The sequence below is a fragment of the Barnesiella sp. An22 genome, from assembly GCF_002159975.1.
Lineage (GTDB): Bacteria > Bacteroidota > Bacteroidia > Bacteroidales > Barnesiellaceae > Barnesiella > Barnesiella merdigallinarum.
Window position 1 is genome coordinate 175,991 of record NZ_NFJR01000003.1, and the last position, 26,169, is coordinate 202,159.

General features: G+C 53.1%; 20 protein-coding genes. 9 read left to right on the top strand and 11 right to left on the bottom strand.

Annotation, left to right across the window (positions count from 1 at the left end):
* Positions 1-177: 177 nt before the first annotated feature.
* The 5 genes from B5F38_RS04800 to B5F38_RS04820 all read right to left on the bottom strand — a co-directional run bounded on the left by B5F38_RS04800 (position 178) and on the right by B5F38_RS04820 (position 8,940).
* Positions 178-1,845 carry a C10 family peptidase gene (locus B5F38_RS04800; RefSeq protein WP_087408171.1) on the bottom strand — a complete coding sequence of 556 codons (1,668 nt, stop codon included), beginning with the start codon at positions 1,843-1,845 and terminating at the stop codon, positions 178-180.
* 251 nt (positions 1,846-2,096) lie between these two features.
* Positions 2,097-3,548, bottom strand: a complete 1,452-nt coding sequence (locus B5F38_RS04805; protein ID WP_143240910.1) for a hypothetical protein — start codon at positions 3,546-3,548, stop codon at positions 2,097-2,099.
* A gap of 20 nt (positions 3,549-3,568) precedes the next feature.
* Positions 3,569-4,444, bottom strand: a complete 876-nt coding sequence (locus tag B5F38_RS04810; RefSeq protein ID WP_087408173.1) for a hypothetical protein — start codon at positions 4,442-4,444, stop codon at positions 3,569-3,571.
* Positions 4,445-4,463: 19 nt separating this feature from the next.
* Positions 4,464-5,933, bottom strand: coding sequence for a RagB/SusD family nutrient uptake outer membrane protein (locus B5F38_RS04815; protein ID WP_087408174.1), 1,470 nt, complete (start codon positions 5,931-5,933; stop codon positions 4,464-4,466).
* A 22-nt stretch (positions 5,934-5,955) separates the two neighbouring features.
* Positions 5,956-8,940 carry a TonB-dependent receptor gene (locus B5F38_RS04820; RefSeq protein WP_087408175.1) on the bottom strand — a complete coding sequence of 995 codons (2,985 nt, stop codon included), beginning with the start codon at positions 8,938-8,940 and terminating at the stop codon, positions 5,956-5,958.
* A 687-nt stretch (positions 8,941-9,627) separates the two neighbouring features.
* On the opposite strand from B5F38_RS04820, the gene B5F38_RS04825 reads away from it, so the two are divergent.
* Both B5F38_RS04825 and B5F38_RS04830 read left to right on the top strand, forming a co-directional pair.
* Positions 9,628-10,356 carry a type III pantothenate kinase gene (locus tag B5F38_RS04825; RefSeq protein ID WP_087408176.1) on the top strand — a complete coding sequence of 243 codons (729 nt, stop codon included), beginning with the start codon at positions 9,628-9,630 and terminating at the stop codon, positions 10,354-10,356.
* A complete protein-coding gene (locus B5F38_RS04830; protein WP_087408177.1) occupies positions 10,343-11,587 on the top strand; it encodes a hypothetical protein in 1,245 nt (414 codons plus the stop codon). The genes B5F38_RS04825 and B5F38_RS04830 overlap by 14 nt, the downstream gene beginning before the upstream one ends.
* Before the next feature lie 122 nt (positions 11,588-11,709).
* On the opposite strand, the gene B5F38_RS04835 is transcribed toward B5F38_RS04830, so the two are convergent.
* Positions 11,710-12,399 carry a hypothetical protein gene (locus tag B5F38_RS04835; RefSeq protein ID WP_143240911.1) on the bottom strand — a complete coding sequence of 230 codons (690 nt, stop codon included), beginning with the start codon at positions 12,397-12,399 and terminating at the stop codon, positions 11,710-11,712.
* Between the two features lie 130 nt (positions 12,400-12,529).
* On the opposite strand from B5F38_RS04835, the gene B5F38_RS04840 reads away from it, so the two are divergent.
* Positions 12,530-15,427: a M16 family metallopeptidase gene (locus B5F38_RS04840; protein WP_087408179.1), complete on the top strand. Its 2,898-nt coding sequence runs from the start codon at positions 12,530-12,532 to the stop codon at positions 15,425-15,427.
* Between the two features lie 235 nt (positions 15,428-15,662).
* On the opposite strand, the gene B5F38_RS04845 is transcribed toward B5F38_RS04840, so the two are convergent.
* Positions 15,663-16,214, bottom strand: coding sequence for a DUF4251 domain-containing protein (locus B5F38_RS04845; RefSeq protein ID WP_087408180.1), 552 nt, complete (start codon positions 16,212-16,214; stop codon positions 15,663-15,665).
* A 289-nt stretch (positions 16,215-16,503) separates the two neighbouring features.
* Between B5F38_RS04845 and B5F38_RS04850 the strand changes: the two genes are divergently transcribed.
* From B5F38_RS04850 to B5F38_RS04875, 6 genes are all read left to right on the top strand, one after another.
* A complete protein-coding gene (locus B5F38_RS04850; protein WP_087408181.1) occupies positions 16,504-16,824 on the top strand; it encodes a septum formation initiator family protein in 321 nt (106 codons plus the stop codon).
* Between the two features lie 11 nt (positions 16,825-16,835).
* Positions 16,836-17,186, top strand: a complete 351-nt coding sequence (locus tag B5F38_RS04855) for a hypothetical protein (RefSeq protein ID WP_087408182.1) — start codon at positions 16,836-16,838, stop codon at positions 17,184-17,186.
* Positions 17,187-17,501: 315 nt separating this feature from the next.
* The gene (locus B5F38_RS04860; protein WP_087408183.1) at positions 17,502-17,864 is read left to right on the top strand and encodes a BlaI/MecI/CopY family transcriptional regulator; all 363 of its coding nucleotides are present in this window, start codon (positions 17,502-17,504) and stop codon (positions 17,862-17,864) included.
* A gap of 21 nt (positions 17,865-17,885) precedes the next feature.
* The gene (locus tag B5F38_RS04865) at positions 17,886-19,151 is read left to right on the top strand and encodes a M56 family metallopeptidase (protein WP_087408184.1); all 1,266 of its coding nucleotides are present in this window, start codon (positions 17,886-17,888) and stop codon (positions 19,149-19,151) included.
* A 34-nt stretch (positions 19,152-19,185) separates the two neighbouring features.
* The gene (locus tag B5F38_RS04870; protein WP_087408185.1) at positions 19,186-19,650 is read left to right on the top strand and encodes an energy transducer TonB; all 465 of its coding nucleotides are present in this window, start codon (positions 19,186-19,188) and stop codon (positions 19,648-19,650) included.
* A 120-nt stretch (positions 19,651-19,770) separates the two neighbouring features.
* Positions 19,771-20,970, top strand: a complete 1,200-nt coding sequence (locus tag B5F38_RS04875; RefSeq protein ID WP_087408186.1) for a PDZ domain-containing protein — start codon at positions 19,771-19,773, stop codon at positions 20,968-20,970.
* Positions 20,971-21,483: 513 nt separating this feature from the next.
* Here B5F38_RS04875 and rodA read toward each other — a convergent pair.
* The 4 genes from rodA to mreC are packed head-to-tail and all read right to left on the bottom strand — an operon-like array spanning position 21,484 to position 26,118.
* Positions 21,484-22,935 carry a rod shape-determining protein RodA gene (gene rodA, locus B5F38_RS04880; RefSeq protein ID WP_087408187.1) on the bottom strand — a complete coding sequence of 484 codons (1,452 nt, stop codon included), beginning with the start codon at positions 22,933-22,935 and terminating at the stop codon, positions 21,484-21,486.
* A complete protein-coding gene (gene mrdA, locus B5F38_RS04885; protein WP_087408188.1) occupies positions 22,916-24,778 on the bottom strand; it encodes a penicillin-binding protein 2 in 1,863 nt (620 codons plus the stop codon). Before mrdA ends, rodA begins: the two co-directional genes overlap by 20 nt.
* Positions 24,762-25,280, bottom strand: a complete 519-nt coding sequence (gene mreD, locus B5F38_RS04890; protein WP_087408189.1) for a rod shape-determining protein MreD — start codon at positions 25,278-25,280, stop codon at positions 24,762-24,764. The genes mrdA and mreD overlap by 17 nt, the downstream gene beginning before the upstream one ends.
* A complete protein-coding gene (gene mreC / locus B5F38_RS04895) occupies positions 25,273-26,118 on the bottom strand; it encodes a rod shape-determining protein MreC (protein ID WP_087408190.1) in 846 nt (281 codons plus the stop codon). Before mreC ends, mreD begins: the two co-directional genes overlap by 8 nt.
* Positions 26,119-26,169: the final 51 nt, after the last annotated feature.

Sequence of the window (26,169 nt, forward strand, 5' to 3'; positions counted from 1 at the left end):
AACTATGTCGCAAAATTATAAATAGTTGCAGGGCACTCCAAATATTCCTGCAAAAATTATGCCTCTCACCAGGGCTCCCGGGGCTACCCCGCCTCGCCCCACCCTGCCGGGCCGAGACAAAAAGAAGGGTCGCACCCCGTAGGGAACGACCCTTCATATCACTATGGTCAATGTTTTTTATTTCACGATGAATGCCTTGTTCACCACGCCTTGAGCCGTCGAATATTGCAGCATGTAGCTACCACGCGAGAGACCCGACACGTCGATGGTCGTGAGGGTATCGCTCACCTGGCCGCGCAACAGTTGCGTGCCGGCTACGCTGTAAACCACATATCGCCCCTCGGCCTCGGGAGTCTCCAGGTTGAGCACATCGTCGGCAGGCACAGGATAGAGTTTCACACCCTCGGCCAATACCTCGTCGATACCCGAACCCGACGTGTAGAGTTGCAGGTCGAACTTCTTCTCATACGAGTTACCGCTCGAAGCATTGATAGCCTTGATATATACCGTTTTGTGGATAGCCTTGTCTTCAATCAGTTTCGTCGTGTAGAGCTTGCCGTCGCGCACTTCGTAGCTGGCCTCGGCATAACCGCCGCCAAACAGCTGCTGACCTTTCAACTCAAAAGTATACTGGGCATCTACCATATCACTGTATACCGTTACATCGGCTACCGGGGTACCGGCAGGGGTACCGATGGCTACACGGGTGGTGCTCAAGCGGATGTCATACGGAGTCTCCGACAAAGGAGCCACGCCTACTACGGCACGATGGTTGTCGGGATACGAACCTTGAATATCGTCGCCCAGGTTATTGAGGGTAAAATAGCCGTTGTTCTGGCCGCCCCAGCCCCAGTTGATGTGATACTGGTTGAAGCCGTCCCAACCGTCGAGGTTGAAGCAGTGCCCTACGTTGTTGCCTTGGTTACCGGCATAGATTACGCAGCGGCCACGTCTCAACTCGTTTCGCAGCAATTCATGCCAGGCGTCATCGCCACCCTGATAACGGTCACGGCTGTAACATACGCAGGTTTCGGGGAAACCATAATAGGTCTTGAAGTAACCGGGAATGTTATCGGTAATGGCACCCGACCCCTCGGCGCTATACTCCATGTCGATGAGTACACCGCAGTGGTAGAGCAGACGAGCCACCTCGTCGTAGTTGTTGGCACCCGAGAGAATGGCATCCCAATCGTAGTCGGGCTCGTTATCGAAGTTCACACTCAATACCGTACCGGCCTGATTCGAATAGTACGATTTCGTTCCCGTACCACGCAGGGGATAACGTATAACCGAGAGTGCCTGACCCATGGCCACAGCCACACAACCTACATAGGCACGGCCACCGGGACCACCCGTTGCAGCCGGGCAATAGGCGTTATAAGGTACACCCTGGTTCCAGGTTACCTGCACCAACGGCTCGATGCGGTCTTCGGTAGCGCGAGTCACTACATCGCCTGCCCAGCGGAAATGACGTTGCAGAGCGGGCGACTTGCGCGCCAACTTAATCTGATCGGTATAATCTTTCAACCAGCTTTGTATCCAGGCAGGCTGACCGTCCGACACATACTCACTGTCAAACGAATAGCCCAGCAACGGGTCTACCGTATCTTCAGCCGAAATCAAAGCCCATCCCCCTTTTTCAAAACGTACGATGTAGTACATGGGAACACCCTCTTGCGAAACGGTTTCTACTGTGGCATTTCCGCCTTTGAACGACGAGCCGCCACGCACGGTTAACAACTTGGTTGCGGTATCTACCGCGGTCTTCTCAGACACTACTGCTGCAAAACTTCCTCCAGCAAACGAGAAGAGCAGCATTACGAAAGCTAATAATCTATATTTCATAATCGGTTTTTGGTTTCGTTTTACAGATACACCATTTTAATGACTGACAAAAATAGATAATTCGAATGTATTCTGCAACAATTTAACATTCTCTATGTTTTTAAACATACAAAATGATGTTTTCCCCTACTCTTTTCTATCAAAAAAGAGTCAAACGAGCAAAAAAATAGAGACCTGAGGTAAAAAAACAGGCCGATACCTCGCGGGTACCAGCCTGTTCCATATAAAGATATCAATATCAATCTAGCTGATTAGAAGCGTTTTGCCTTGATGCCCTTCACAGCTCTTTGAGCTTTGGCTTTCTCGCTGCCTGTCAATGGTCTGAAGAGCGACCAGTCAACCTGGCGAACACCCAGCTTCTTCACTACAGGAGCTGTCGCATTTATGCCGGCCGAAGGCGAAGCTTGAACCGAGCCCTTCATAAATACAGCCAAGTTCCAGACATCATACCAACCCAGATTGAAGCCTTCGGCATCCGGATTCTGGATAAGGTCGAAATTAAATAGATATAATCCGCACCAGCGATCGGCAACATATCCTGTAACACCCTGAGCGTCGGTAGCATTGAAGTTAACCCACTCAAATTGTTCACTCTCGCTCTCGGGTACACCGGCAAAACATACAAGACAATTGAAAGATGCGCCAGATTGATCTCTCATGGGAATCACACCCATAGGCAACATATCGGCAATCTTGAAGTTATTACCCTCTACGACAGCCTCCAACGAGTTTTCTCCAGCGGTAAATGCCGAAGCTTCGAAATAGAAATTCTTGATGACTATCGTATCGGGATTATCCTCATGCTTCAATTCAAACTCGGTATCAAAGCCATAAGGATCAGTACCGGGCTGCTGAGTTTGGAAGTCATACTGATAGAACATAAAGCCAAAGGTCCCCGTAAACTCACTGTCACCCGTGCTGCCACCCGGTACATACTCCCAATAAGGAGCACTCACAATTTGAGTCTCTTGGTCTACACCACCCTTCAGAGCAGCCGACTGGTTACCGGCACCGTCGACAAATGCTCCGGCAGCAAAGTCGAGGAATACATACGATTTAGCCTCGTTTGCATCGAATGCAACCGATTCGGGCAACGTAATGGTAACCGACTCACCGTTGATAACCACAGTCTCGATGGCACCGCTGGCATACGAAGTCAGGTCGCCCTTCGTCACGTTGTAGGTAATGGCACCTTCGCCACGAGTTACAACCTCGTTGAAAGTTACCGTCACACTACGACCGCTGTTCGTTGCCGTGTAGAGATAACCCTCGGGGATACCGGTCAGATAGGGAGCCTCGGTATCGGGCAGGTCGATGGTAGCCGAAGCTACGGCACCGCAAAGACCATTGGCATCGGAAGCTACGGCATATACATAATAGGTAGTACCTATCGTTTGATTGTTGTAGGCTTTGGAAAGCGAGGGAGTCTCGGCAGCTTTCAACAGCTCGGCACCTTCATAACCAGCCTGCAACAGCGTTTCGGCATCGATGGTCTGGGCCTGGTTGGTTACGATGTAAGCATAGTAAACCGTACCCTCGGCCGGAGTCACCGTCAAGTTGAAGGCATCGACATTGGTCTTTTCGACCGAGAGCGTTACAGCCGGGCCCTCTCCCATATTGACCGGAGCATAATCCTCAAACTCGGTGCAACCTGCCCCCATGAGGCAGATTGCTGAGAATAATCCTATAATATATTTTTTCATTGTTCTATGGTTTTATTGGTTTATTCAACTTTGGTCATTGTACAGGTGCGTACACCGGTCACATAGCCTGCCTGAGTTCCATCCTGGTATGCAAGAGCCAAGACAGGCGAAGAGATCGAAATCGTACCGTTCGATACTTGAGCGACAGCAGCACCTGCGCCGTTAAAGTCGATCTGCAAAGTATAGGTCGAACCATATGTACCCATATCCTGCGAACCGTTGATGGTGATTGTTCTGAAGTCGGAATCTACAGTACCCATTATCGATTTGTAAGTAATGCCACTCACCGTCGGAACAAGTTGCGTGAACCATACACGGTCTACATAGTCGGCATCTTTCTGAATCTCGCAAGTCCAGGTATAGATAACACCCTCTTCACCGGTGAAGGGCGATTCACCTCTTGCGGTGTACGTACCCAGAATACCGGCAGCAGCCAGCGGGTGGTCATCGTCGGCAATCGTTACCGAGGTGGTGTAGTTGGCACCCAGGCTGCAACCGCTGGGCGACGACAACCGGATATCGAAGCAAACATCACCGTCGTAGTTCGAGTTGTCGATGGGTTCAACCGTAATGTATCCTACCAATTCACCCGTGCTGGTATAGGTCAGGGTCGTCGACGTATTTTTCAGACGATAGTTCACACCCTCCTTGGCGGCATTCTTGCCGGCATAGGCGGTCGTGTCGATTTCGAAATTCACCGATACATCGAGGGCCTTCGAAGCCACCAGCGATACCGGAATCTGAATCTCTTTATTGGCATTCTCCTCGATAGTAGTCGAGGCATTGTCAAACGCTACGAAAGCGTCCTTGTCACTGAACATAGGAGTCTCTACCGATTGGCACGATGCAAACAGCGCCCCTACAACAGCTACATATATAAATTTATTGATTTTCATAATTCTTCTCTATTAAAAATTATTTGCTCTGATATCCGGGGTTTTGAACCATATTCTTGTTGTTCAAGATATCGTTCTCGGGAATCGGGAATGCCCAACGGTAGCTGGGGAAAGGAATATCCTTCGTCGTGGGATCGAGGTCGTAGTCGGTACGGGTCAACGACCGTTGCAGACGTTTCATGTCGAAGTAAACGTGACCCTCGAAGAGGAACTCTTTGCGACGCTCGTTGAAGAGGTTATCAATCGTTACCTGGCTGTAGGCATTGGCACCACGGCTGGTAGCCACCTGGTTGAGGTCGTCGAGAGCCGTTACACCGCTGATGGTAGCACCCCGGTAGAGAGCCTCGGCACGAATCAGATACATCTCGGAGATACGGATGATAGGCACGTTGTTGTAAGCCAACTGACCCGATTTACCGGGATATTTGGTCGACCAGCGATAACCGGGATATTGCGAATTGGTTTTGGTCAAACCGGTGAGACGTACATCGTTCTCGTCGTAGAGCGAAAGCAGGTCGTTCGATACGCGCACGTCGCCATAACCGGCACCACCAGCAGTCTCGGGAGCGGTCAGATAGTCACCCAGCGAGCTGCTCGAACCGTCGCTTTGCGAAATGTAAACCTCGAAGATAACCTCGCTGCCCGATTGGGGAGCTACATCGAGGCTGCCGTCCCACATCGAAACGTAGTTGTTACCCGAGAGGAGTCTGAAACGACCGTTGCGGATTACCTTGTTGGCATAGTCGGCGGCCAGTTGCCAGTCTTCGTGAGTCAGATATACACGAGCCATGAGAGCCTGGATAACCGGAGTAGTAATCGTAGCAACCATATCCTTCACACCTGCACGAACATACGAGGTGCTCATCAGGCGCTCGGCCTCTTGCAGGTCGGGGATAATGAGGTTTTCATAAACCTCGGCTACCGTGTTGCGAACCGGACGGGCCGACAGGTCATCCTCCAGTACGATAGGTACACCCAGAGCCTCGGTTCCGGTGATACCTTTTTCCTTAATATAACCATAGGGTTGAGCATATACACGAACCAGGTCGAAGTAGGCCAAGGCACGCAGGAAGAGGTTCTCGGCCTTTACGTTGTTGATTTGCTCGTCAGTCACACCCGCACGGTCAAATTTACCCTCGTTGATGGCCGTCAACACTTTGTTACAACCCAAAATGGCGTTGTAGGCACCGGACCACAAACCCAGCGTGCTGGTCGAGGTGTAGTTCCAGGCCGGCTCGCTACGCATACGGCCCGTATTTACAGGACCTACCATACCGTTGCCGCACATCACGTCGAAAGTGAGGGGGAACGTGGCACCATACCACGAAATAACGGCGCGGTAGTTACCGGCAGTAGCACCATCGATACCATTGAAGGTCGAAAGAGCCAGTTCGTCCGATTGATCCATGGGCGGCTCTTTGGTCAAGAAGTCATCGCAGGAAGTAAGAGCCAGCGCCAAAACTGCTATCGATAAAAATATTTTTTTCATTGTCTCAATCTTTTTTTAAGGGTTAGAAAGTAATGTCCACACCTACGATCATCGAGCGGGTCATCGGGTAGCTGATGACGGTAGCACCGGTGGTACCGTGCTCGGGATCCCAGTAGTTCATGTTGTGGAACGTATAGAGGTTAAGGGCGCTGGCATAGATGCGCACTCCGCTCATGAGGGCCTTTTTGGTCCACTTCGAAGGCAAGTTGTATGCCAGGGTAATGTCTTTGATACGCAGGTAGCTACCATCCTCGAGATAACGGGTCGAGAGAGCCATACTGTTGCTCGAGTTGTTGTATACCGGTTTCGGCAATACGTTCATGTCGCCCGGTTGTTTCCAGTAGTTCAAGGCACCTTTCCAGATGTTCTGGTCGCCATAGTAACCGTCTGATTCGAACAAAGAACGGTCTTGGTTCAACACCTTGTTGCCGTAGCGGGCTTCGAGCTGGATACCCAGCGAGAGGCCTTTCCAAGAGAGCTCGGTGTTGAAACCACCGGTCCACAGAGGTTCGGGCGAGCCGGCATTGATACGACGAGCATCGTTATAATTTTCGGTCAACAGACCCTCTTCGTTGCGCCACAAGGCGTTACCGTTCTGGGGGTTCACACCGGCGTAGTCGTACAACCAGTAGGTGTAGAGTTGCTCACCTACTACATAGCGCAGCGAGGTTCCGATGAAGTCCTGACCCGGAGCCAGTTCGAGCACTTTCGAACGGTTGGCCGAGAAGTTCACACCGGCCGTCCACTTGAAATCGTTGGTATTGAAGATGTCGGCATCCAACTGAACCTCGATACCGCTGTTGCGGATTTGACCTACGTTTTGAGCTTGCGAAGAGAAACCGGTGGTATAGGGCAGCGGCGAGGCAATCAACATGTCCTCGGTACGACGGGTATACCAGTCGATCGATCCGCTCAAGCGGTCGAACAAGCGGAAGTCAACACCGATGTTGTGAGTCTTGTTGGTTTCCCAAGTCAGTTTGCGGTTCTGCAGCTGCGAGGGGAGCTGACCGGTGATACCGTTGTAAACGATGTCGGAGTAGAGACCGTAGTGAGCATAAGCGGCGATGTTGTCGTTACCGTTCACACCGTAGCTGTAACGCAGTTTCAATACATTCAGTACATTCTTGATATCTTGCATGAAAGCCTCGTTGTGGATGTTCCACGATGCACTGGCTGCCCAGAAGGTACCCCAGCGGCGATCGGGACCGAACTTGGAGCTACCATCGGTACGGAGCGAACCTTTGATGTAGTAGCGACCGTCGTAGCTATACTCGGCTACACCGAAGAACGAAACCATGGCCGTTTGAGTAAGACCGTCGTGGGCCGTTTGGTCTTCGACCGAAACACCTACCGAGTGATAGGGACGTTGCTCGTTTACGTGATACGATATAGCTTGGTTGAACGAAGACTCATAGGTATTGGCCTCTTGACCCAACATGATGTTCAGCGAGTGAACGTCGTTGAAGAGGTCGTCGTAAGTAACCGTGTTAGAGGTAGTCAACAGACGATATTGCACATCGGCCGTATTCAGAGCTGCACCATAGGAAGCGGTGTTGATGAATGCCGGCGAGAACTGGCGGCTGTTGGTATAGGCATACTCAACCGAGTTGTTGGTGCGGAAGGTCAATTGCTTGATGGGTTTCCACTCCAAATAAGCCGTACCGTTGAACTTGTACTGCTTGTCATATTTGTCCGAGCCTTTGATAGCGGCAATCGGGTTCACGTTGAACACGAAGGGGAGGTCGAAGTTGTAGCTGCCGTCCTCGTTGTAAGCCGGCATCGTCGGGGCCAGAGCCATACCCGAATAGAAGGGGTTCGAGGGAGCCAGACCGCTATCGCCGATCAAGCTGTTCGTTACGTCCGAAACTTTCATGTAACCGGCGTTGATACGGGTACCCACTTTCAACCATTTGTTGAGCTCGGTATCGAGGTTGGCACGAACCTGCATCTTCTCGAAACCTACGGTGGGAACGATACCATCGGTCTTGTTGTACGACAACGAAGTATAATAGGTAGTCTTACCGGTACCACCCGAAGCAATCAACTCATACTCTTGCAAGCTACCGTTGCGGGTCAACTCTTTCATCCAGTTCGTACCGCCTTTGGCAGCCAGCGAGAGGGGGAAGTAGTATTGCGATGCGGGGTTATCTACGTCGTAACCGGCGTTGATACGGGCATCGCGTTGATATTGGATATACTCTTGCAGGTTGGCCATACCGAAGTCGTTGTCGTTGGCCAGCGTAGTAACACCATAACGAGCGCGGGCGGTAACTTTCGACTTACCGGCTTCACCCGATTTGGTGGTAATCAAGATCACACCGTTGGCAGCACGCGAACCGTAGATAGAGGCTGCGGCAGCATCCTTCAACACGGTTACCGAGGCAATATCGCTGGCATTGATCATGGCGATGGCGTTCATACTGTTGGAGAGAGCACCGGTATTACCGCTCTCTACGGGGATACCGTCCACTACATACAAGGGGTCGCTACCGGCACCGATAGAACTGGTACCACGCACACGAATCGTAGCAGCAGAACCCGGCTGACCGTTGGTCGACGAAACCGATACACCGGCCATCTTACCCGAGAGCATCTTATCGACCGAGGTTTCGGGAATCGAAGCCAGGTCGTCGCCTTTCACCGTGGCGATAGAACCGGTCTTGGCCTCTTTACGGATGGTTTGGTAACCTACCACAACCACATCGTCGAGAGCCTGATCGCTCGAAGTCAATTTTACTACCATGCCGTTACGGGCAAATGCTTCTTGTTTTTCCATACCGATGTAGGAAATCACCAGGGTTCGCCCGGCTCCTTCAGGAATTTTGATTGTAAACTTACCGTCATTATCGGTAATGGTAGATGCATTCGCACCCTTCACCAAGATAGACGCACCGATAACCGGCTCGTCGTCCTCTGCTGTCAATACCGTACCGGAGATGCTCGTCTGAGCCACCGCTAACGAAATGCCAGCCAACAGAGCGCACAATAACAATGTTAATTTTCTCATACGACTGAAATTAAATTTAAATAAACGATTTATTCCTTCTTCTTTCTTTTACTTTCTTTACACACCCGGCGTGTTACGGCCGGACTTTTACATTACACTCCTTGCAATTAAACTAACTCTTAAAACTCCTCTTCTTTTAAACCTTATTATAATATAAACCTTAAATTGAACCTATGAGAATCACTCTCATTCACACTTCTTATTGAAGTATTCAGCATGCAAAGATAGAAAAAAAACGACAATATAAAATTCAATTTGAAAGAAAATTACCCACATCGCCTTTCTTTTTGACAAAGCCATTGTCCAGCTCTCCCGAAATGGCCCGTATACATTTTTTCACAGCACAACTAACTTATTAAGATACAACCATATAGAAGAGGCATTTTTTCTGCCACAAATATGTACAAACCGGAGAATAATCCATTTGTTAATAAACATTAAACACACAACCAATACCACCGTATTATCACCAAACTGCGCTAATCTTATCGAAAATTTAACTCAAAAAGTTTATTCTATTAACAGATTAGTATCTACAATTGCCCGCCTGCCCTCCCGACAAATCGAGGAGGAAAAAGCAACAGGCGATAGACAAAATAGCCCCGTTGGTATAATTCTATGAAAAAAATGAGCGGCAAGTGCCTCCATACGCATTCTCTTTTGTATTTTTGTCTAAAATTTTGAGCAGTGAATCTTATTATCGATCAAGGAAATTCGGTAACCAAAATGGCACTTTTTCGGGCCGGCCAATTACAAAATGTCGATTTCTACCCGAAATGGGGCCCCGATGAAGTGACGCGGTTTCTCGATACCCACGCAGTCGATGCGGCTATCTTCTCGACCGTTACCAACCCCGACCCCGAAGCTCTGAAGCTCTTGCAGCAACGGGTGCGCTGCTTCGTACGCTTCGACCACACGTCGCAGATACCGGTGCGCATAGGTTATCACACCCCGCACACCCTGGGCCTCGACCGCATTGCGGCCGTAGTGGGAGCCTCGATGGAGTGTCCCGGCCGGCCGGTGCTCATCGTCGATGCCGGCACTTGTGTCACCTACGATCTGCTCACGGCCGACGGCACCTTTGTGGGCGGCAACATAGCCCCCGGCATCAGGCTGCGACTGCTCGCCATGCACGAGCACACCGGCAAGCTACCCCTGGTAGACGACTCGGGCGAGATTCCCGAGATAGGCTTCAGCACCGAGACGGCCATGCGGGCCGGCGCCACGCTGGGCGTGGCCTATGAAATCGAAGGCTACATGGCCCGTCTCAACGAGATTTACCCCGACCTTTTCGTTTTTTTAACAGGGGGAGATGCCTTAAAATTGGCTGCAAAAATAAAAAGTCGCATCTTTGTGAACGAAAATTTGGTATTAACCGGCTTAAACAGAATATTACAGGAAAATGCTGAAATATAAAATCCTTTTATTAGGCTTGATTACCGGGCTCGCCGCATGGGCCCAAAACGGCACCACCTCGCCCTATTCCCGATTCGGATACGGTATACTCGGCGACAATGCCATAGGAGCCCAACGAGCTATGGGCGGCGTAGGTTATGCCCTGCACAACAACCGGCAGATCAACGTAATGAACCCCGCCTCCTATGCCAGTATGGACTCGCTCACCTTCCTCTTCGACATAGGCCTTACCTACCAGGCCGTCACGACTCACGAAGGGCAGTTGAGCGAAACCTCGCAAAGCGGATCGCTCGACTACATCGTCATGCAATTCCCTCTGGGCCGCCACATGGCCGGTAGCATCGGGTTGCTCCCCTACTCCAACGTGGGCTATTCGTTTGCCAGCTCTATCTCCAACGGTACCGACAGCCGCACGGGCGAAGGCAACATCTCGCAGGCCTATGTGGGTGTGAGCGGAAATCTGTTCAAGGGCTTCTCGATCGGTGCCAACGTGAGCTACCTCTTCGGCAACCTCACCAACGCCAACACCGTAATCCCGGCCAACGGCAGTACCGGTATATTCGAGACCGACCTCAAGGTGCGCGACTACCACCTGCAGTTCGGCGCACAATATGCCATCGAGTGGGACAAGAAGCACACCATCACGCTCGGTGCCGTCTACTCACCGGGCAAAGCGCTGCTGGGTAAAGCCTACACCAGCACCTACGATGTGAGTTCGAGCTCGATTATCGACGCCGACACCCTCAACATGAAGAGCCACTACTCGCTGGCCTCGACCTATGGCGGAGGTATCAGCTACAACTACGACAAACGACTCACCGTAGCGGCCGACGTCACCTACCAGAACTGGGCCGATGCCAAGTTTACCAACCTCAACGCCGGACAGTTGCAGACCTCGACCGGGCAATTCAACAACCGGCTGAAGGTAGCTCTGGGTGCCGAATTCCGCCCCAAGAGCATGGGCGGCAACTATCTGCAACGCATCAACTACCGGGCCGGTCTGTTCTACAACCGCTCCTACCTGAAGATAAACGGCAACGACCTGAACGAGATAGGTGCCACCTGCGGTTTCGGATTCCCTCTGGCCACCGACAAGTCGGTCGTAAACGTAGCCTTCGAATACATCAACCGCCAGTGCTCGCCGGCCAAGCTCATCAGCGAAGACCACTTCCGTATTTCACTGAGCCTTACCTTCAACGAGATGTGGTTCTGGCAACGCAAGTTTGAATAAAATCTACTATCCATAAAAAACAAGAAGCGGAACGAGGGGCATCCCCTGTTCCGCTTTTTTGTTGTTCCATTCAGTTTGTATTGGGGAGGAGCCAGGCTCCACCCCGACACAAGGCGCCACCGCTACTTGGCCAGCAACGGCGAGATATACTCGAGCACCTTCTGCAGACCCTCCTCCCGGTTCCACTTCACCTTGTTCTTTTTCAAGAAGGTGTTGAACTCCTTCTGGTCGGCCTCGGGCAACAGTTTGGAGATGGTGCGCTTGTTGGCGTTATAGAGCTGACCGTCGATGACAAAACAGAAACGTACCGAAAGCGGCAGCGTCTGGCCATTCTCACGCTCGACCCGGATGAGGTCGTAATTAAGATTGGTGAGACCGCCTATCTGCAGACTCGACAGATTGTCTACGGCCGAAGTCGACGACGACGTACCATAGGCTCCCGTCCCCTGCGTCAATCGATCGAAGTCGCCGGTCGTGCGGCGGCCCAGAATAGCCTGGGGAGTCTCGCCCAACACCTCGATGTAAAGATTTTCACACCGCACGAAGGCCGTACTGTCGGGCAGCACGACACGGGCCACATCGTTCTGATTGTCGGTAGTAAATATTTTCGAACCATTCAAATAGTGCAAATCGTTATGCAACAAGTGGATATTGACCTTCGCCTGGCCCGTCTCGCCAGAGCGGAAGTGGAGCGTGGCTTCGGTAAAATCGGTAAACAGATAGGGCCACATGGTCGTGGGTTCCTGAGCACTGACACTAAGCCATAATGAGGCGAACAATCCCACCATTCCGGCAAATAAAAACTTTCTCATACGAATAAATTTATAGACATTAAAAAATTAAATTTGTCGAAAAAACGTCCACAAGTTAGTAATTTTATGCTACTTTTGCTCACATGGTTAGGAATATTTTGACATTTTAATCACACAAAAACTTAACAATATGAAAATCAAACATCTATTGTGCCTTATCGCACTATGCCTCTTATGGCTCCCCGGTAAAGCGCAACAATTGAGTGTAATGACCCTGCGGAACGGCGCTACGGTTTACATCTGGGAAGACAAGAGCAAACCCGATGTATTCGGTATGGTTGCCTTCAAAGTGGGCTCGGTCGACGACCCGGTACAATATACCGGTCTGGCCCACTACCTCGAACACGTCATGTTCAAAGGCACCCAGACAATCGACGCCCTCGATTGGGAAAAAGAGAAACCTATCTACGAGAAAATCATCGCCAAGTATGATGAGCGTGCCGCTACGACCGACCAGGCCAAGCGTGACGCCATAGACCTGGAGATCAACGAACTTACTCGCGAAGCTGCCCAGTATGCTGTCGGCAACGAGTTTTCGCAGCTCATCGACCACATGGGCGGCGAAGGGCTGAACGCCAGCACGGGCTTCGACCAGACCGAGTATCACAACTCGTTCCCCCCTTCGCAACTCGAGAAGTGGCTCGAGGTTTACTCCGAGCGCCTCATCGATCCCGTGTTCCGCGGATTCCAGACCGAGCTCGAGGCCGTATATGAGGAGTACAACATGTACAACGACAACCGCGGTTCGCGCCTGGGCGAGTTCATCAACGAGCAGGCCTTCGGCTCCCACCCCTATGCCCGCCCCATCATCGGTCTGCCCGAGCACTTGAAGAACCCCCAGCTGAGCAAGCTCATCGAGTTCTACAACACCTGGTACGGCCCGCAAAACATGTCGATTATCCTCGTGGGTAACGTCGACACCAAGACGGCTATCCCCTTGATTCGCGAGAAATTCGAGCGTATCCCCCGCCGGGCCGAAATCCACCGCGAGAAACAACCCGTGCCCCAGTTCAAAGGCCGCACCGAGAAGAGCGCCAAGATATACTACTACCCCATGTTGGCCCTCATCTACAACGGTGTACCCTCGAACGACAAGGACGAAATACCTCTGCAAATCTGCTGCGAACTGCTCTCCAACTCGCAAAAGACCGGTATCCTCGACAAGCTGCAACTCGACGGTGACATCATGAGCGTAGGTGCCGGACAGAACGCCATGCGCGATGCCGGTGTCGTCATGATCAACGCCATCCCCTCGTTCGACGCCAACCAGAACCGCTGGGACAGCCACAAGGCTGTCGAGAAGATTCTGCTCTCGTCGCTGCAACAGTTGCAAAACGGCGAGTTCGACGAGACCATCCTCAACTCCATCAAGCAGAACATGATTCGCGAATATGAGCTGAGCCTCGAATCGAACGAGACGAAAGCCTACATTCTGGCCTCACTCTTCAACACGGGCTCCGATCCCTCGGAGATACTCAACTACAAAGAGCGCGTAAATGCCGTTACCCTCGACGAGGTAAAGGCTACGGCCAAGAAATACTTTACCGACAACTACCTGGCCCTCAACATTCAGGAAGCCAAGAACCTCGACAGCAAAGGCAAAAAGCTGAAAAAACCGGCCTACAAACCTATCGAGACGAAGAAGGGCGAAATGTCGGAGTATGCCAAATGGGTAGAAAGTCTGCCCGCCCCGCTGCCCGAGGTGAAATATTGCGACTTCAACTCGATACAGCAGAAGCGCATCAACACGCGCAGCAAACTGTTCTACAACTTCAATCCCGAGAACGAAGTCTTCACCATGACGCTGAAATATGGCGTAGGGACTCACCGCATGCCTAAACTCGAATATGCCGTTGCCCTGATGAACAATGCCGGTATGCTACCCGACGTCGAGCCGCTGGCTATCAAGCGGGCCATGGGCGAACTCAACGTCAACTGCTCTTACGCCGTCGACGACAACTACATGTATGTGATGATGAACGGCTACGAGAAAGACCTCGTGAAAGCCTGCCAGTTGCTCTCGAAACAGATTCTCTTCCCCAAACTCGACGACAAGCAGCTGCAAAGCCTTATCGGTAGCGCATTCGGTTCGCGTCAGATGGAGAACAGCGACATCAGCACGCTGGAGAGAGCCCTCACTTCGTATGTGCTCTACAAAGACAGCTCCGACTACCTGCAACGCATTCCTACCCGCGACCTGCTGGATCTCTCGATTACCGACCTCACCACCCAGTTCCAGGCCGCTACCAACTACGAGTGCGAAATCTACTACACGGGTACCGCTCCCTTCGACGAGGTGTACGACGTATTGAGCAAGAACCTGCCGTTGAAAGCCGAGGAGATGCCCTCCTCGTCGCCCGAACTGCGCACCCGCGAGAAGTATGCCGAGAACACCATCTTCTTCTTGCCCAACAGCAAGGCTACACAAAGCAAGATCTACTTCTTCATCGAGGGTAAACCCTTCGACGTGAAGGACGACATTGCCATCGAAGCCTTCTCCGACTACTTCGGAGGCGGATTCGGTAGCCTCGTCATGGACGAGATTCGTGAAAAACGGGCCATGGCCTACAGCGCCTACGGTGTGATTTCGACCCCCTCGGTTGCCCGTCGCAACTTTCTCTTCCAAGGTTTCGTAGGTACCCAGGGCGACAAGACCCTCGATGCCATCGACATCTACATGAACCTGCTCACCGACATGCCTTCGATGCCCGAGCACTTCGACGTCGTAAAGACCAACATCAAGGAGTCTATCCTCAGTGCCAAACCCGGCTTCCGTTCGGCCAGTGCCGTGTATGAGGCCTGGAAACGCATGGGCTATACCCAAGACCCCGCCATCGACAAGATGAAGAAAATCGAAACGCTCAAGTTCGAAGACATCGTCAACTTCTACAACGAGAATATCAAGGGTAAACCCATCGTGATGGCCATCGTGGGCAACCCCAAAGATTTCGATGTGAAAGCGCTCGAGAAATACGGCAAGGTAGTGAAGGTTTCCGAATCGAAACTCTTCTCCGAATCGGGCTTCTAAACAACCGGCCGCAAACCATACGGGCAAAGGCTCCTGCCATCGCAGGGGCCTTTCCTTTTTTCAGGCGATACCAATCTTCCGGCTCTCTGGCCGAGACCGGCTACAGCTTACAAGCCAATCCTCAAGAGACAAAAAATGCCCGCTCCTTCCGTCGGGGCGGGCATGAATTAGGTGTATGCCGGGACAAGGGCTGCAACTGCAACTGCAACTGCAACTTCAGCCCCACCCGTCGCCATCACAGGGAAGAACCCTTGAACACACGGCTCTTGTCGAGCGGCAGGATAATGCCCTTGAGGGTAATGTTGTTGGAGTGGAAATTGGGCACAATGTTGACAATGGCCTGATTGCTGCCGTTGTAGAGCGTAATATCCACCCGGGCCGAGATACCGGTTCCCATGACATTGAGCGAAAGGAACAGGTTCCCCTTCTTGTCTTTCCGCAGGTCGTAGTTCGAGAAACTGCCCTCTACGGTCACACCGCCCAGGCCGTTAAGGCCGCTGACGGGTATGTTGAATGCCGTCTGTACCACGGCACGGTCCCCGTCAATCGAAACAAAGTTGGTATTCGAAGCCACGAATGCCGTCTCTCCGTGCTTGAAAATCACCTGGTCGGCCTCCATCGTGAAAGCCTTCTCGTAAATGGCCCGCTCGGCATCGGCATGTTGCAGACTGTCGATACGCTCCTGCAGAGCCTTTTTCTCCTCCTTGGTCAATTCCCGCTCTTGAGCTGCGGCGCTTCCTGCCCATACCAGCAGAAACATCGCCAAAACAAATGCAATTCTTTTCATCGTTCTCTCCTTTCAATCCCCGACAAGCTGGGTTTTCGTTTGGTTCATAGATAGCAAAATGTATACCATAATAACGGTTATCAACTGATTAACAAGGCATAAGAGGCCTGTAAATTATACATTTTTAATTTCAAATAAGATATGCTTACTCGAAAGCCGAGATCATGCCTCAGGAGTGGGTCTCGACCCTGCCAAATATTCTTTCTCACAGGAATAGCCCAGCCGATTGGTCGAACCAAAAATTTTTCGTACTTTTACCCGAAAATAGGGTGATACTCATTTCGCTTCGATGAAAATAGATAAAAAGAAAATATTCGAATTCGTACGCAAGCACTTCTCTCTGGGGAAGGCGTTTCTGGTCGTATTTGTCATTTTCATTCTCTTTATCGACGAAAACAGTTGCATCCAGCGGGTACGTTACGACCTGCAAATCAACGACTTGCGGCAACAGATTGCGGCACAGAACGATACGACCGACTACTACAACCGGCAAATCGAACGGTTGAAAACCGATAAAAACGAGGTCGAACAAATTGCCCGCGAACAGTATTATATGAGTAAACCCAGCGAAGATATCTACATCATAGAACCGAAAAAACAAACCCACTAAATACTACCGACATGAAACAGCATACGCGCGACATGCTCTTTATGGTTTCCTCCATCGCTGTCATCATCGGGGCAGCTCTGCCTCTGTTCATGATCAAACTGCCGTGGGTCCCCTACCTCTATGCCTGCGGTGCCGCCGGTATGGCCGTCTGCCGACTCACCTTCCGCTACAAGGGCAAGAACTTTCGGTTGAAACGGCTTTTCCACATCGAGACCTTCTCGTCGCTCTTCCTGGTAGCCTCGTCCTATTTCATGTTTCGCAACGATCCCGACTGGGTAATGCTGCTCACCGTGGGGGCCGCCCTGCAACTCTATACGGCTATTCTCATTCCCCGAGTGGCCAAGAAAGAGGGCAACGACTGATACTCACCGCGCTGTCACAGACGCTCCCCCCCTTCCGATTCTCGCGACTCGGAACGATGGTTCGTGCCATATTGTCTACCTGACAGCGGTACACCGTCGCAGCCCGAACGCTCTCCAGTTGCCCCCATCTTCTCCATCCGTTCGCCCCAATATATCCGGCATCCCCTTTCCCGGAGGTATTCCCAAGTAGGAATATAATCAAAACGAAATCAACTCATTAAACATAAGCACCATAAAAAATCCATTATTTTGTTTGTTATTCTACGAAATTTTCGTAGATTTGCGAAGTAATCGTAGTTAAGATTAAACAGAGCAATGGAGAAACTGACTCATCAAGAAGAAGAGGTGATGCTCGTCATCTGGAAAAAGGGACGGGGCATCATCAAAGACTTTCTGGAAGAACTGCCCGAACCGCGCCCGCCCTACACCACCGTGGCTTCGGTCGTGAAGAACCTGGAGCGCAAAGGCTACCTGGCAAGCGAGAAGATAGGCAACACCTATCTCTATACGCCCCACATCAGTCAGGACGACTATAAAAAGCGGTTCCTCTCGGGAATCGTCAAGAGCTATTTTTCCAACTCCTACAAAGAGATGGTCACCTTCTTTGCCCAAGAGAACAAACTCTCTGAAGAGGACCTGCGCCAGATCATCGCCATGATCGAACACGAAAAAGAGTAAACCCACTAAAAAAACGGCACGATGGATTTCCTGATTTACCTGCTGCAAGTGCACATTGCACTCTCGCTGCTTTTCATAGCCTACAAGGCTCTCTCGGCCCGCAACACCCACCTGGTCACGAGGCGGGCGCTGCTGCTGGGTATCCTGCTGTTTGCCCTCACCTACCCGCTCTATCGCCTCCCCTCCGTGGCCGACGCCATGCCTCATACGCTGCAATTCACACTGCCCGAACTGTCGATAGCGCCGGCCGCTGCGGCCCAAACCCCGGCCAGCTTCAACCTCTATCGACTGGGAGCCTGGCTCTATGGCGGCATAGCCCTGCTGCTGGGGCTGCGTATGGTCATACGGCTGCTCTCCATCGTGGGGCTGCGCCGGCGGGGCCGGTTATACCGCGAGGGAGCCTGGCGCATTGTCGTCTGCCCCGAGCCGATACAACCCTGCTCGTTCTTCCACTGGATATTCCTGCCGGCCTCGATGGCCGATACCCCCGATGCCCGGGCCACCATTCTCAAACACGAGCAGGCGCACATCCGACAAATGCACACTCTCGACATTCTGCTGGGCGAGGTGGTAGCCGCACTCTGCTGGATGAATCCGCTGGCCTGGCTGCTGCTGAAAGAGATACGGCTCAACCTCGAATACTTGGCCGACCGCGCCGTACTGGCCGACGAGCCCGAGAAGCGCGCCTACCAATACCTGCTGCTCGACCTGGCCCTTGACAACCGACCGCATGCCTCGGCCATACCTTTCGACCATTCGTTTCTGAAAGAGCGTATCGCCATGATCAACCGCCGGGCCTCCTCGACACGGTCGCGGTATCGCTACCTCCTCGTGCTGCCGCTCTGCCTCCTGCTCGTCGTCGGGAGCCAGAGTTGCCGACAATCGGCTGACCACAAGGCAGCCAACTCGCCAGCCACGACCACCGAAACCCTGCCCCAAACGGCCACACTCCGCGAGGTACCCGAGCAAGAACCCGTATTCGAGGTAGCCGAGGTGATGCCCGAATTTCCCGGTGGGCCCCAGGCCCTCTTCGAGTTTATCCGGGACAATCTCAAGTATCCCCAGGAGGCTATCGACAACCAGACCGAAGGTCGCGTAATCCTCCAGTTCGTGGTCGACAAAAGGGGGAAAGTGAACAATATTCAAGTCAAACGAAGCATCGACCCGGCACTCGACCGGGCCGCCATCGACGTAGTGCGTGCCCTCCCTGCCTGGAAACCGGGCATGCAGAACGGCAAGCAGGTGAATGTGCGATATACCTTACCGATTGTCTTCAAACTATCCTGACCAATTTGTATACCTTAAATAAAATTTTACTGCAATGAAAAAAGAACTGTTATTCGCTGCCCTGGCTTCCGTAAGCCTCCTGTTGGCCGGCTGTAATGCCAACCCTCAACAAACCGAAACGGCCGCTCCCGACGCATCCGACACCGCCACCGAAACGGCCGCTCCGGCCCCAACGCCCACCGACTCGGTATATGAAGTTGCCGAAGTGATGCCCGAGTTTCCCGGCGGCACACAAGCCCTCTTCAAGTTTATCAGCGAAAATCTCGAGTATCCCCAACACGCCATCGACGGCCAAATCGAGGGGCGTGTGGTTGTGCAATTCGTGGTCGACAAAACGGGGAAAGTGGGTAATATTCAAGTCGTTCGCAGCATCGACAAGCTTCTCGACCAGGCCGCTATCGACGTGGTGCGTGCCCTCCCTGCCTGGAAACCGGGCATGCAGAACGGCCAGCCGGTGAACGTGCGCTACACGTTGCCCGTCAGCTTCAAGCTGTCATAAGCCAACCGCTAAAAACCGATTCATCGCAAAAACCAAGTATGGCTCGGGGACTGGTCCCAACCAACCGTACCCCGACCATGCCATACCCGATTTCGAACCACACCCCAATTCGTTTCCACTATGAGAAAAACAAGTTGCTTCATCTTCCTTTTGGGGGCTCTGTGTCTCCCCAAAAGTCATGCCGCACGACCCGACGGAGCCATACCCTTTATCTTCGACAGTCACCTCTATCTGCAGGCCACGCTGAACGATACCGTACCGGTCACGATTATCTACGATACCGGGGCCGACTTCCTCTATCTCGATAAGGATTTTCTGGAGCTGAACCACCTGCAAGAAGCCTTCGGACGCAAAGGTACGGCCCGCATGGGCGGTGCCGGCAACAGCGACCCGCAGCGGGTCGACATCTTCATCGACCCGATTAAAATCAGGTGCGGCAAACTGGACTACCAGAACAAGATAACCCCCATCATCGGGTTACGCGATATTCTGGGGCGATACATCGACGGTCTGCTGGGCAACACCCACCTGTTGCAGGCTCCTTTGATGATAAACTTCAGCGAGAGCTACATCGCGCCTTTGGCCGAGCCCCTCCCGCCCGACTCGCTTGCCGGCTACCACAAGCTCGAAACCCGATTCGAAGAGAACCGCATCGACGTGAAGGCACGCCTGCAAATCGACTCGGCAAACGTGGTAGAAGGCTGGTTCCGTATGGATTTGGGCAGTGGTTCCACCGTCTCGCTCACCAACGAGAGCTCCTCGGCACTTCACCTCGACCAGGTACCCAAAGCCTATTTCCGCACACAAGCCGGCGGCGTGGGTGGCGGTTCCGAAGACATCACGCTAAGAGCCTCCCGCTTCTGCTTGGCCGATACGCTCGACAATCTGGTCATCGACTGCTCACTCAACCAGAAAGGGGCCTTATCGTCCAACCGCCCCTATGTGGGTATCATCGGCAACGAAATCTGGTCGCTCTACGATATAGTGATAGACCCGCTCCACGCCTCGGTTTGGGTAAAACGCAACCAAAACGAAGGCACCTACTCCCGGTCGTCGCTCTCGCACATGGCTACCGTCGACCGCACCGACATCGGTGACGGCTGGATTGTCAACGGCCTCTATCAAGGCGGCATCGCCGAGCGGGCCGGCATCGAAATAGGCGACACCATCATAGCCATAAACGGTCGGCCGGTGAAAGAGATAACCTGGGAGGAGCAACGAAACGGTTTGGGACTCAAAGGAGAAACCCGGTATACGGTACGAAAGGCCGACGGAAAAACCGTCACCTACCGACTCTTCATTCACGACCAGATTATCTGACCCCGCAAAGAGCCCCCAATCAAAGACAATACAAAAAGCTACTCAACAGCAACACAAAACGACTGAAAACAAAAACCGGCAAGCAATCCTGCCTGCCGGTTTTTATCGTTTACACTGCTCGAGGCGAGCCGATCGGTTTCCCTCTATTCGATGGCATAAAACGGGGAACTCCTCTATACTCCCGAACTGCATCTGTGCAACCAAAACTCTCGAGAAGCTGCAAACGCCATCATCCTATCTTCGTAGGATTTTTTGTCCCCTTTCCCAATTACCTAAACTATTTTATCAGCTCTATAATGCAAACTTCACCTTACAAATATAAAACTAATTTCTAAAAAGTGCATAAGAGGGGTTAAAAATTAACATTCTCAATCTCCTATTTTTGAAGCTCAAAAATACGGTACAACTCCGATAGAATGGGCCATCCCCACTCTCAAAAAAAATTCTGTACAGAAACTATTGCGACTCACAACCAACGCCCGGCAAAAAGGGCATGACCGGGAACCGACAGGACTAATGGCGCTCGGTGCGCGACGCATCGATACGCAACAGCACAAAGAGCAGAATGGTAAATCCCCACAACGACGAGCCGCCATAGCTGAAGAAGGGCAAAGGTATCCCTATCACCGGGCACAACCCGATGACCATACCCACATTCACCGCCAGGTGGAAAAAGAGTATCGACACCACACAATAGGCGTAGACCCGACCAAAGGCCGAGTGCTGTCGCTCACCGATAGCAATGAGGCGGAAGATAAGGGTCACAAAGAGCAGAATCACCCCCACAGCTCCCCAGAATCCCTCCTCTTCGCCGATGGTACAGAAGATAAAGTCGGTATCCTGCTCGGGCACATACTTCAGCTTGGTCTGTGTTCCGTTGAGGAAACCCTTCCCCCAGAAGCCGCCCGACCCGATGGCAATCTTCGACTGGTTCACGTTATAGCCGGCACCCCGCAGGTCCTCCTCCATACCCAGTGCCACCTTGATACGCTTTTGCTGGTGAGGCTCCAGTACCTCGTTGAAGGCATAGTCGACCGAGAAGAGGAAAACCACCGACACGAGCGCCGTAGCCAGTATGGTGAGCACGCGCAACGAGCGGGTCGAGAAGTAAAGCACCAGCAGATACACCGTCGTAGCCACCGTAGCCCCTATGCACACATAGAGCAGATTGACCGGCACGTCGAAGTAGAGCAGCACACCGCACACCAGCCCTACGGCCAGATAGCCCCACAGCAGATACCGGGCAGCCCGTCCGTTCTTCTGATAGAGCAACAGCATACCGGCCACCACCAGGAAGATGAGGATAAACACCAGCACCTCGCCGGCCGCCACACTCCCCCACATGAGGCCCGAATACTTGACCGCCACCACAAAGTAAACGATGGCACACAGCCCGTAGAAGAGGAAGAGCCCCGACAGACCCTCGCGATAAAGCACAAAGATGAGCGAAGCAAAGACCAGAGCCGACCCGGTCTCCTTCTGGGCAATAATCAGGACAATAGGCAGCACGATGATGCAGATGGCCTGGATGAGGTCGCGCCGGTTCTTCAGCGAAAAGCCGTAGGTCCCGAACGACTTGGCCAGGGCGAGCGCCGTGGCAAACTTGGCAAACTCGGCCGGCTGCAAACTCACCGGCCCCAGCACCAGCCACGAGTGCGACCCCTTGATGTCGGGGGCCAGAAATATGGTGGCAATCAACAGCAGTATCAGAATGCCGTAAAAGAGGTAGGCATAGGCTTCATAGACCCTGAAGTCGACCATCAGAATCATAAAGGCCAGCATGAGCGAGAGCCCTATCCACATGAGCTGCTTGCCCGACCGCTCGGCAAAATCGAAAATACTGGCATTGTCGAAGTCGTAGCTGGCGGCATAGATACTCACCCAGCCGCAAAAGATGAGGATGAGGTAGAGAATCACCGTCATCCAGTCGATCGAACGCCATATGTTAGTGCTTCTTGACTCCACTATAAATAATCGTATTGGACTGTAACATACGTTCTTCGAGATATTTCCGCTCCGGGGCAATCTCCCGGTTCAGATACATCTCCATCATCAGGCTCCCGATAGGCACGCCGTAGGTGGCCCCGAAGCCGGCATTCTCGACATACACGGCAATCGCAATCTTGGGGTTGTTCATGGGAGCAAACCCCATGAAGGCCGAGTGGTCTTTGCCATGAGGGTTCTGAGCCGTACCCGTCTTGCCGCACACCTCGACTCCGGGAATGGCCCCGATGCGGCAGGTACCGCCGGTCACCGCCATGCGCATACCCTCGACCACATAGTCGTAGTAGTGCGCGTCGACCATCGTGTGCTTGGGGGTGGTATACTCGGCACTGATGGTCGAGTCCTGTATCTCGCGAATGAGGTGGGGCGTGTAGTAATGGCCCCGGTTGGCGATGGTGGCCGCCAGATTGGCAATCTGCAACGGGGTGGCCAGCACCTCGCCCTGCCCGATGGCCACCGAGATGATGGTGAGGGCGCTCCAGCGGTTCTCGCCGTATATGTTGTTGTAGTAGTTGCTGTTCGGAATAAAGCCGCGACTCTCGCCCGGCAGGTCTATGCCCAGCCGGTAGCCGTAGCCCATCGAGACCAGATAATCCTTCCAGATGTTGAAGGCCTCGGCGGCCGACTTGTACTTGGTGCGGTTGTCGATCATCGAGCGCAACCCGTAGCAGAAAAAGGCGTTGCACGAGGTTTGCAGGGCCGGCCTCAACGCCAGAGGCGAAGCGTGCCCGTGGCATCCCACCTTCAACCGTCCCGCCACGAAACCGTGGTAGCAGGGATAGAGCGTGTTCTCGGTGATGATACCCTCGTTGAGGAAGATGAGCCCCTGTGTGGGTTTGAAGGTCGAGCCCGGCGGATAGGCGGCCATCAGCGCCCGGTCGTAGAGCGGTTTGTATTTGTCGCGATTCAGCTTCAGGTAGTTCTTGCCCCGTTCGCGCCCCACCAGCATCGAGGGGTCGTAGGTGGGGCTCGAGACCATGGCCAGCACCTCGCCCGTCGAGGGCTCGATGGCCACGATGGCACCTATCTTGTTCTGCATCAGCTTCTCGCCATAGGCCTGCAGCTCGATGTCGATCGAGAGCTTCAGGTTCTTACCCGATACGGGGGCCACGTCGTAGCGGCCATCCTCATACCGTCCCTTGATGCGGCCGTGGGCATCGCGCAAGAGAATCTCCACCCCCTTCTCGCCGCGCAGCACCTGCTCGTACGACCGCTCGATACCCAGGTCGCCCGTGTAGTCGCCCCGCTTGTAGTAGTCGTCGCGCTCGATGTCGCGGGGCGACACCTCGCGGATATTGCCCAGCACATTGGCCGCCACGGGGTAAGCATACTGGCGCAGCATGCGGTTCTGGATGAAGAAGCCGGGGAATCGGTAGAGCTTCTCCTGCAGGCGGCCATAATCCTGGGCCGAGAGCTGTGTCATGAAAGTCTGGGGCGTATAGGAGGAGTATCCGGGATTGAGCCGCGGGTTCTTCATGTCCTCCATGCGCTTGTCGAACTGCTCGCGGGTGATACCCAACGTGCGGCAGAAGTCGAGCGTATCGAAGGGACGCACCTCGCGCACAATCATCATCACGTCGTAGGCCGGCTGGTTGAACACCAGCAGCTTGCCGGTGCGGTCGTAGATGAGGCCTCGCGAGGGATATTGGGTCTTTTTCAAGAAGGCATTGCCGTCGGCATACTGCTTGTAATCGTCGTTGAGTACCTGCAACGAAAAGAGGCGCACGATGTAGATACAGGCTACCGCCAGCACGATGCCCCCGATTACATATTTGCGTTTGGCCAGCTTATAATCTTTTCTCACGTCCGGTCTTCGTTAAACTGTCCATTCCCAAAACCACCAGAAACGTCAGTGCGGTACTGGCTACGACCCGAAGGATGAGCCGCCCGACGTTGAGCAGGCTCAACGACTCGACCAGAAACAGCACCACGCAGAAACAGAGCGAAAGCGTGAGGAGATACCGCACATAGAGCGACATGCCGAAGCTGCGAATCGACGGAATCGCCTCGGCATAATCTTCGCCTCGCGGCGTATAGAGGTTCAACACCGGCTTGCGCAAAGCCGCCATCACCACACACGCGAGGGCATTCATACCCGGCGTGTTGCTGAAGATGTCGATTGTGAGACCCAGCACAAAAGCCAGCGTGAGGGTCCAGTTAATCGAGAGCGACAAGGGCAGCCGCAAAATAAAGTAGATGTAAAAGAAGGGTATGGCTACCCCGAACAGATGTATGTCGTTGCCAATCGTCACCTGCAACAGCACCATGACGATAAACAGAAACAGGTATCGCAGCCAGTTACTCATAGCGGGCCTCCTTTTCCAGTTGGTCTTGCTCCTCTTTCATGCGGTTCGAGATGATGCGCACATATCCCAAACAGCTGAAATCGGTACTCAATTTCACCCGCAGCGCGTAGAAGTTGTCGTCGCGCTGCTTCTTGTAGTCGCTGATGACTCCAATCATCAACCCTTCGGGGAATACCGACGAGTAGCCGCTGGTCACAATCGTGTCGCCCGGGGCGAACTCGACATGACGGGGCATCTCCTCGAGCACGGCATAGCGGGGACTCACAGCGTCCCACACCAGCGACCCGAAGTAGTCGCTCCCCTTCACCTTGCAACTGAGGCGCAACTTGGGATTCAGCACCGAGATAGCCACGGCATGATGCTCGCCCACCACGTTGATGATGCCCACCACACCGTTCTGGTCGACCACCCCCATCTCGGGCTCTATGCCTTCGGCACGCCCTTTGTCTATGGTGATGTAGTTGTTGGTCTGGGCCACGCTGTTGTTCACCACGCGAGCCACCACGAAATCGTAGTCGTGCAGCACCGAGTCGGCCGGAATCGTATCCTTGCCCGCTGCAGCCCGGTAGCTGTTGAGCTGCTCCTTCAGGTTGACCACCTCCATCTCGAGCTCACCGTTGCGCAGCTGCAGGTCGCGGTTGGCCTGGCGCAAGCCCAGATACGAGGTGACCTCCGACTGCAAGTCGTAGACCACCACCGCCACCCGGTTGGCCGACGAGAAGTAGACACTGCGCTGATAGGGATTGCGCCCGAACAACAAGACGCAACTGAGCACCACATAGAATGCAAAAACAATCCATGAGCTATGTCGCCACAAAAAATCGATCAAATTGCGCATTGTTTCCTCGTTTGTCTACCAACAACGAGTTACAAAGGCTTTTTCGGCCTC

Coding starts and splice junctions, on each gene's coding strand:
- B5F38_RS04800 (WP_087408171.1), bottom strand. CDS start 1,845: ATGAAATATAGATTATTAGCTTTCGTAATGCTGCTCTTCTCGTTTGCT.
- B5F38_RS04805 (WP_143240910.1), bottom strand. CDS start 3,548: ATGAAAAAATATATTATAGGATTATTCTCAGCAATCTGCCTCATGGGG.
- B5F38_RS04810 (WP_087408173.1), bottom strand. CDS start 4,444: ATGAAAATCAATAAATTTATATATGTAGCTGTTGTAGGGGCGCTGTTT.
- B5F38_RS04815 (WP_087408174.1), bottom strand. CDS start 5,933: ATGAAAAAAATATTTTTATCGATAGCAGTTTTGGCGCTGGCTCTTACT.
- B5F38_RS04820 (WP_087408175.1), bottom strand. CDS start 8,940: ATGAGAAAATTAACATTGTTATTGTGCGCTCTGTTGGCTGGCATTTCG.
- B5F38_RS04830 (WP_087408177.1), top strand. CDS start 10,343: ATGCTGAAATATAAAATCCTTTTATTAGGCTTGATTACCGGGCTCGCC.
- B5F38_RS04835 (WP_143240911.1), bottom strand. CDS start 12,399: ATGAGAAAGTTTTTATTTGCCGGAATGGTGGGATTGTTCGCCTCATTA.
- B5F38_RS04840 (WP_087408179.1), top strand. CDS start 12,530: ATGAAAATCAAACATCTATTGTGCCTTATCGCACTATGCCTCTTATGG.
- B5F38_RS04845 (WP_087408180.1), bottom strand. CDS start 16,214: ATGAAAAGAATTGCATTTGTTTTGGCGATGTTTCTGCTGGTATGGGCA.
- B5F38_RS04850 (WP_087408181.1), top strand. CDS start 16,504: ATGAAAATAGATAAAAAGAAAATATTCGAATTCGTACGCAAGCACTTC.
- B5F38_RS04855 (WP_087408182.1), top strand. CDS start 16,836: ATGAAACAGCATACGCGCGACATGCTCTTTATGGTTTCCTCCATCGCT.
- B5F38_RS04860 (WP_087408183.1), top strand. CDS start 17,502: ATGGAGAAACTGACTCATCAAGAAGAAGAGGTGATGCTCGTCATCTGG.
- B5F38_RS04865 (WP_087408184.1), top strand. CDS start 17,886: ATGGATTTCCTGATTTACCTGCTGCAAGTGCACATTGCACTCTCGCTG.
- B5F38_RS04870 (WP_087408185.1), top strand. CDS start 19,186: ATGAAAAAAGAACTGTTATTCGCTGCCCTGGCTTCCGTAAGCCTCCTG.
- B5F38_RS04875 (WP_087408186.1), top strand. CDS start 19,771: ATGAGAAAAACAAGTTGCTTCATCTTCCTTTTGGGGGCTCTGTGTCTC.
- mreD (WP_087408189.1), bottom strand. CDS start 25,280: ATGAGTAACTGGCTGCGATACCTGTTTCTGTTTATCGTCATGGTGCTG.
- mreC (WP_087408190.1), bottom strand. CDS start 26,118: ATGCGCAATTTGATCGATTTTTTGTGGCGACATAGCTCATGGATTGTT.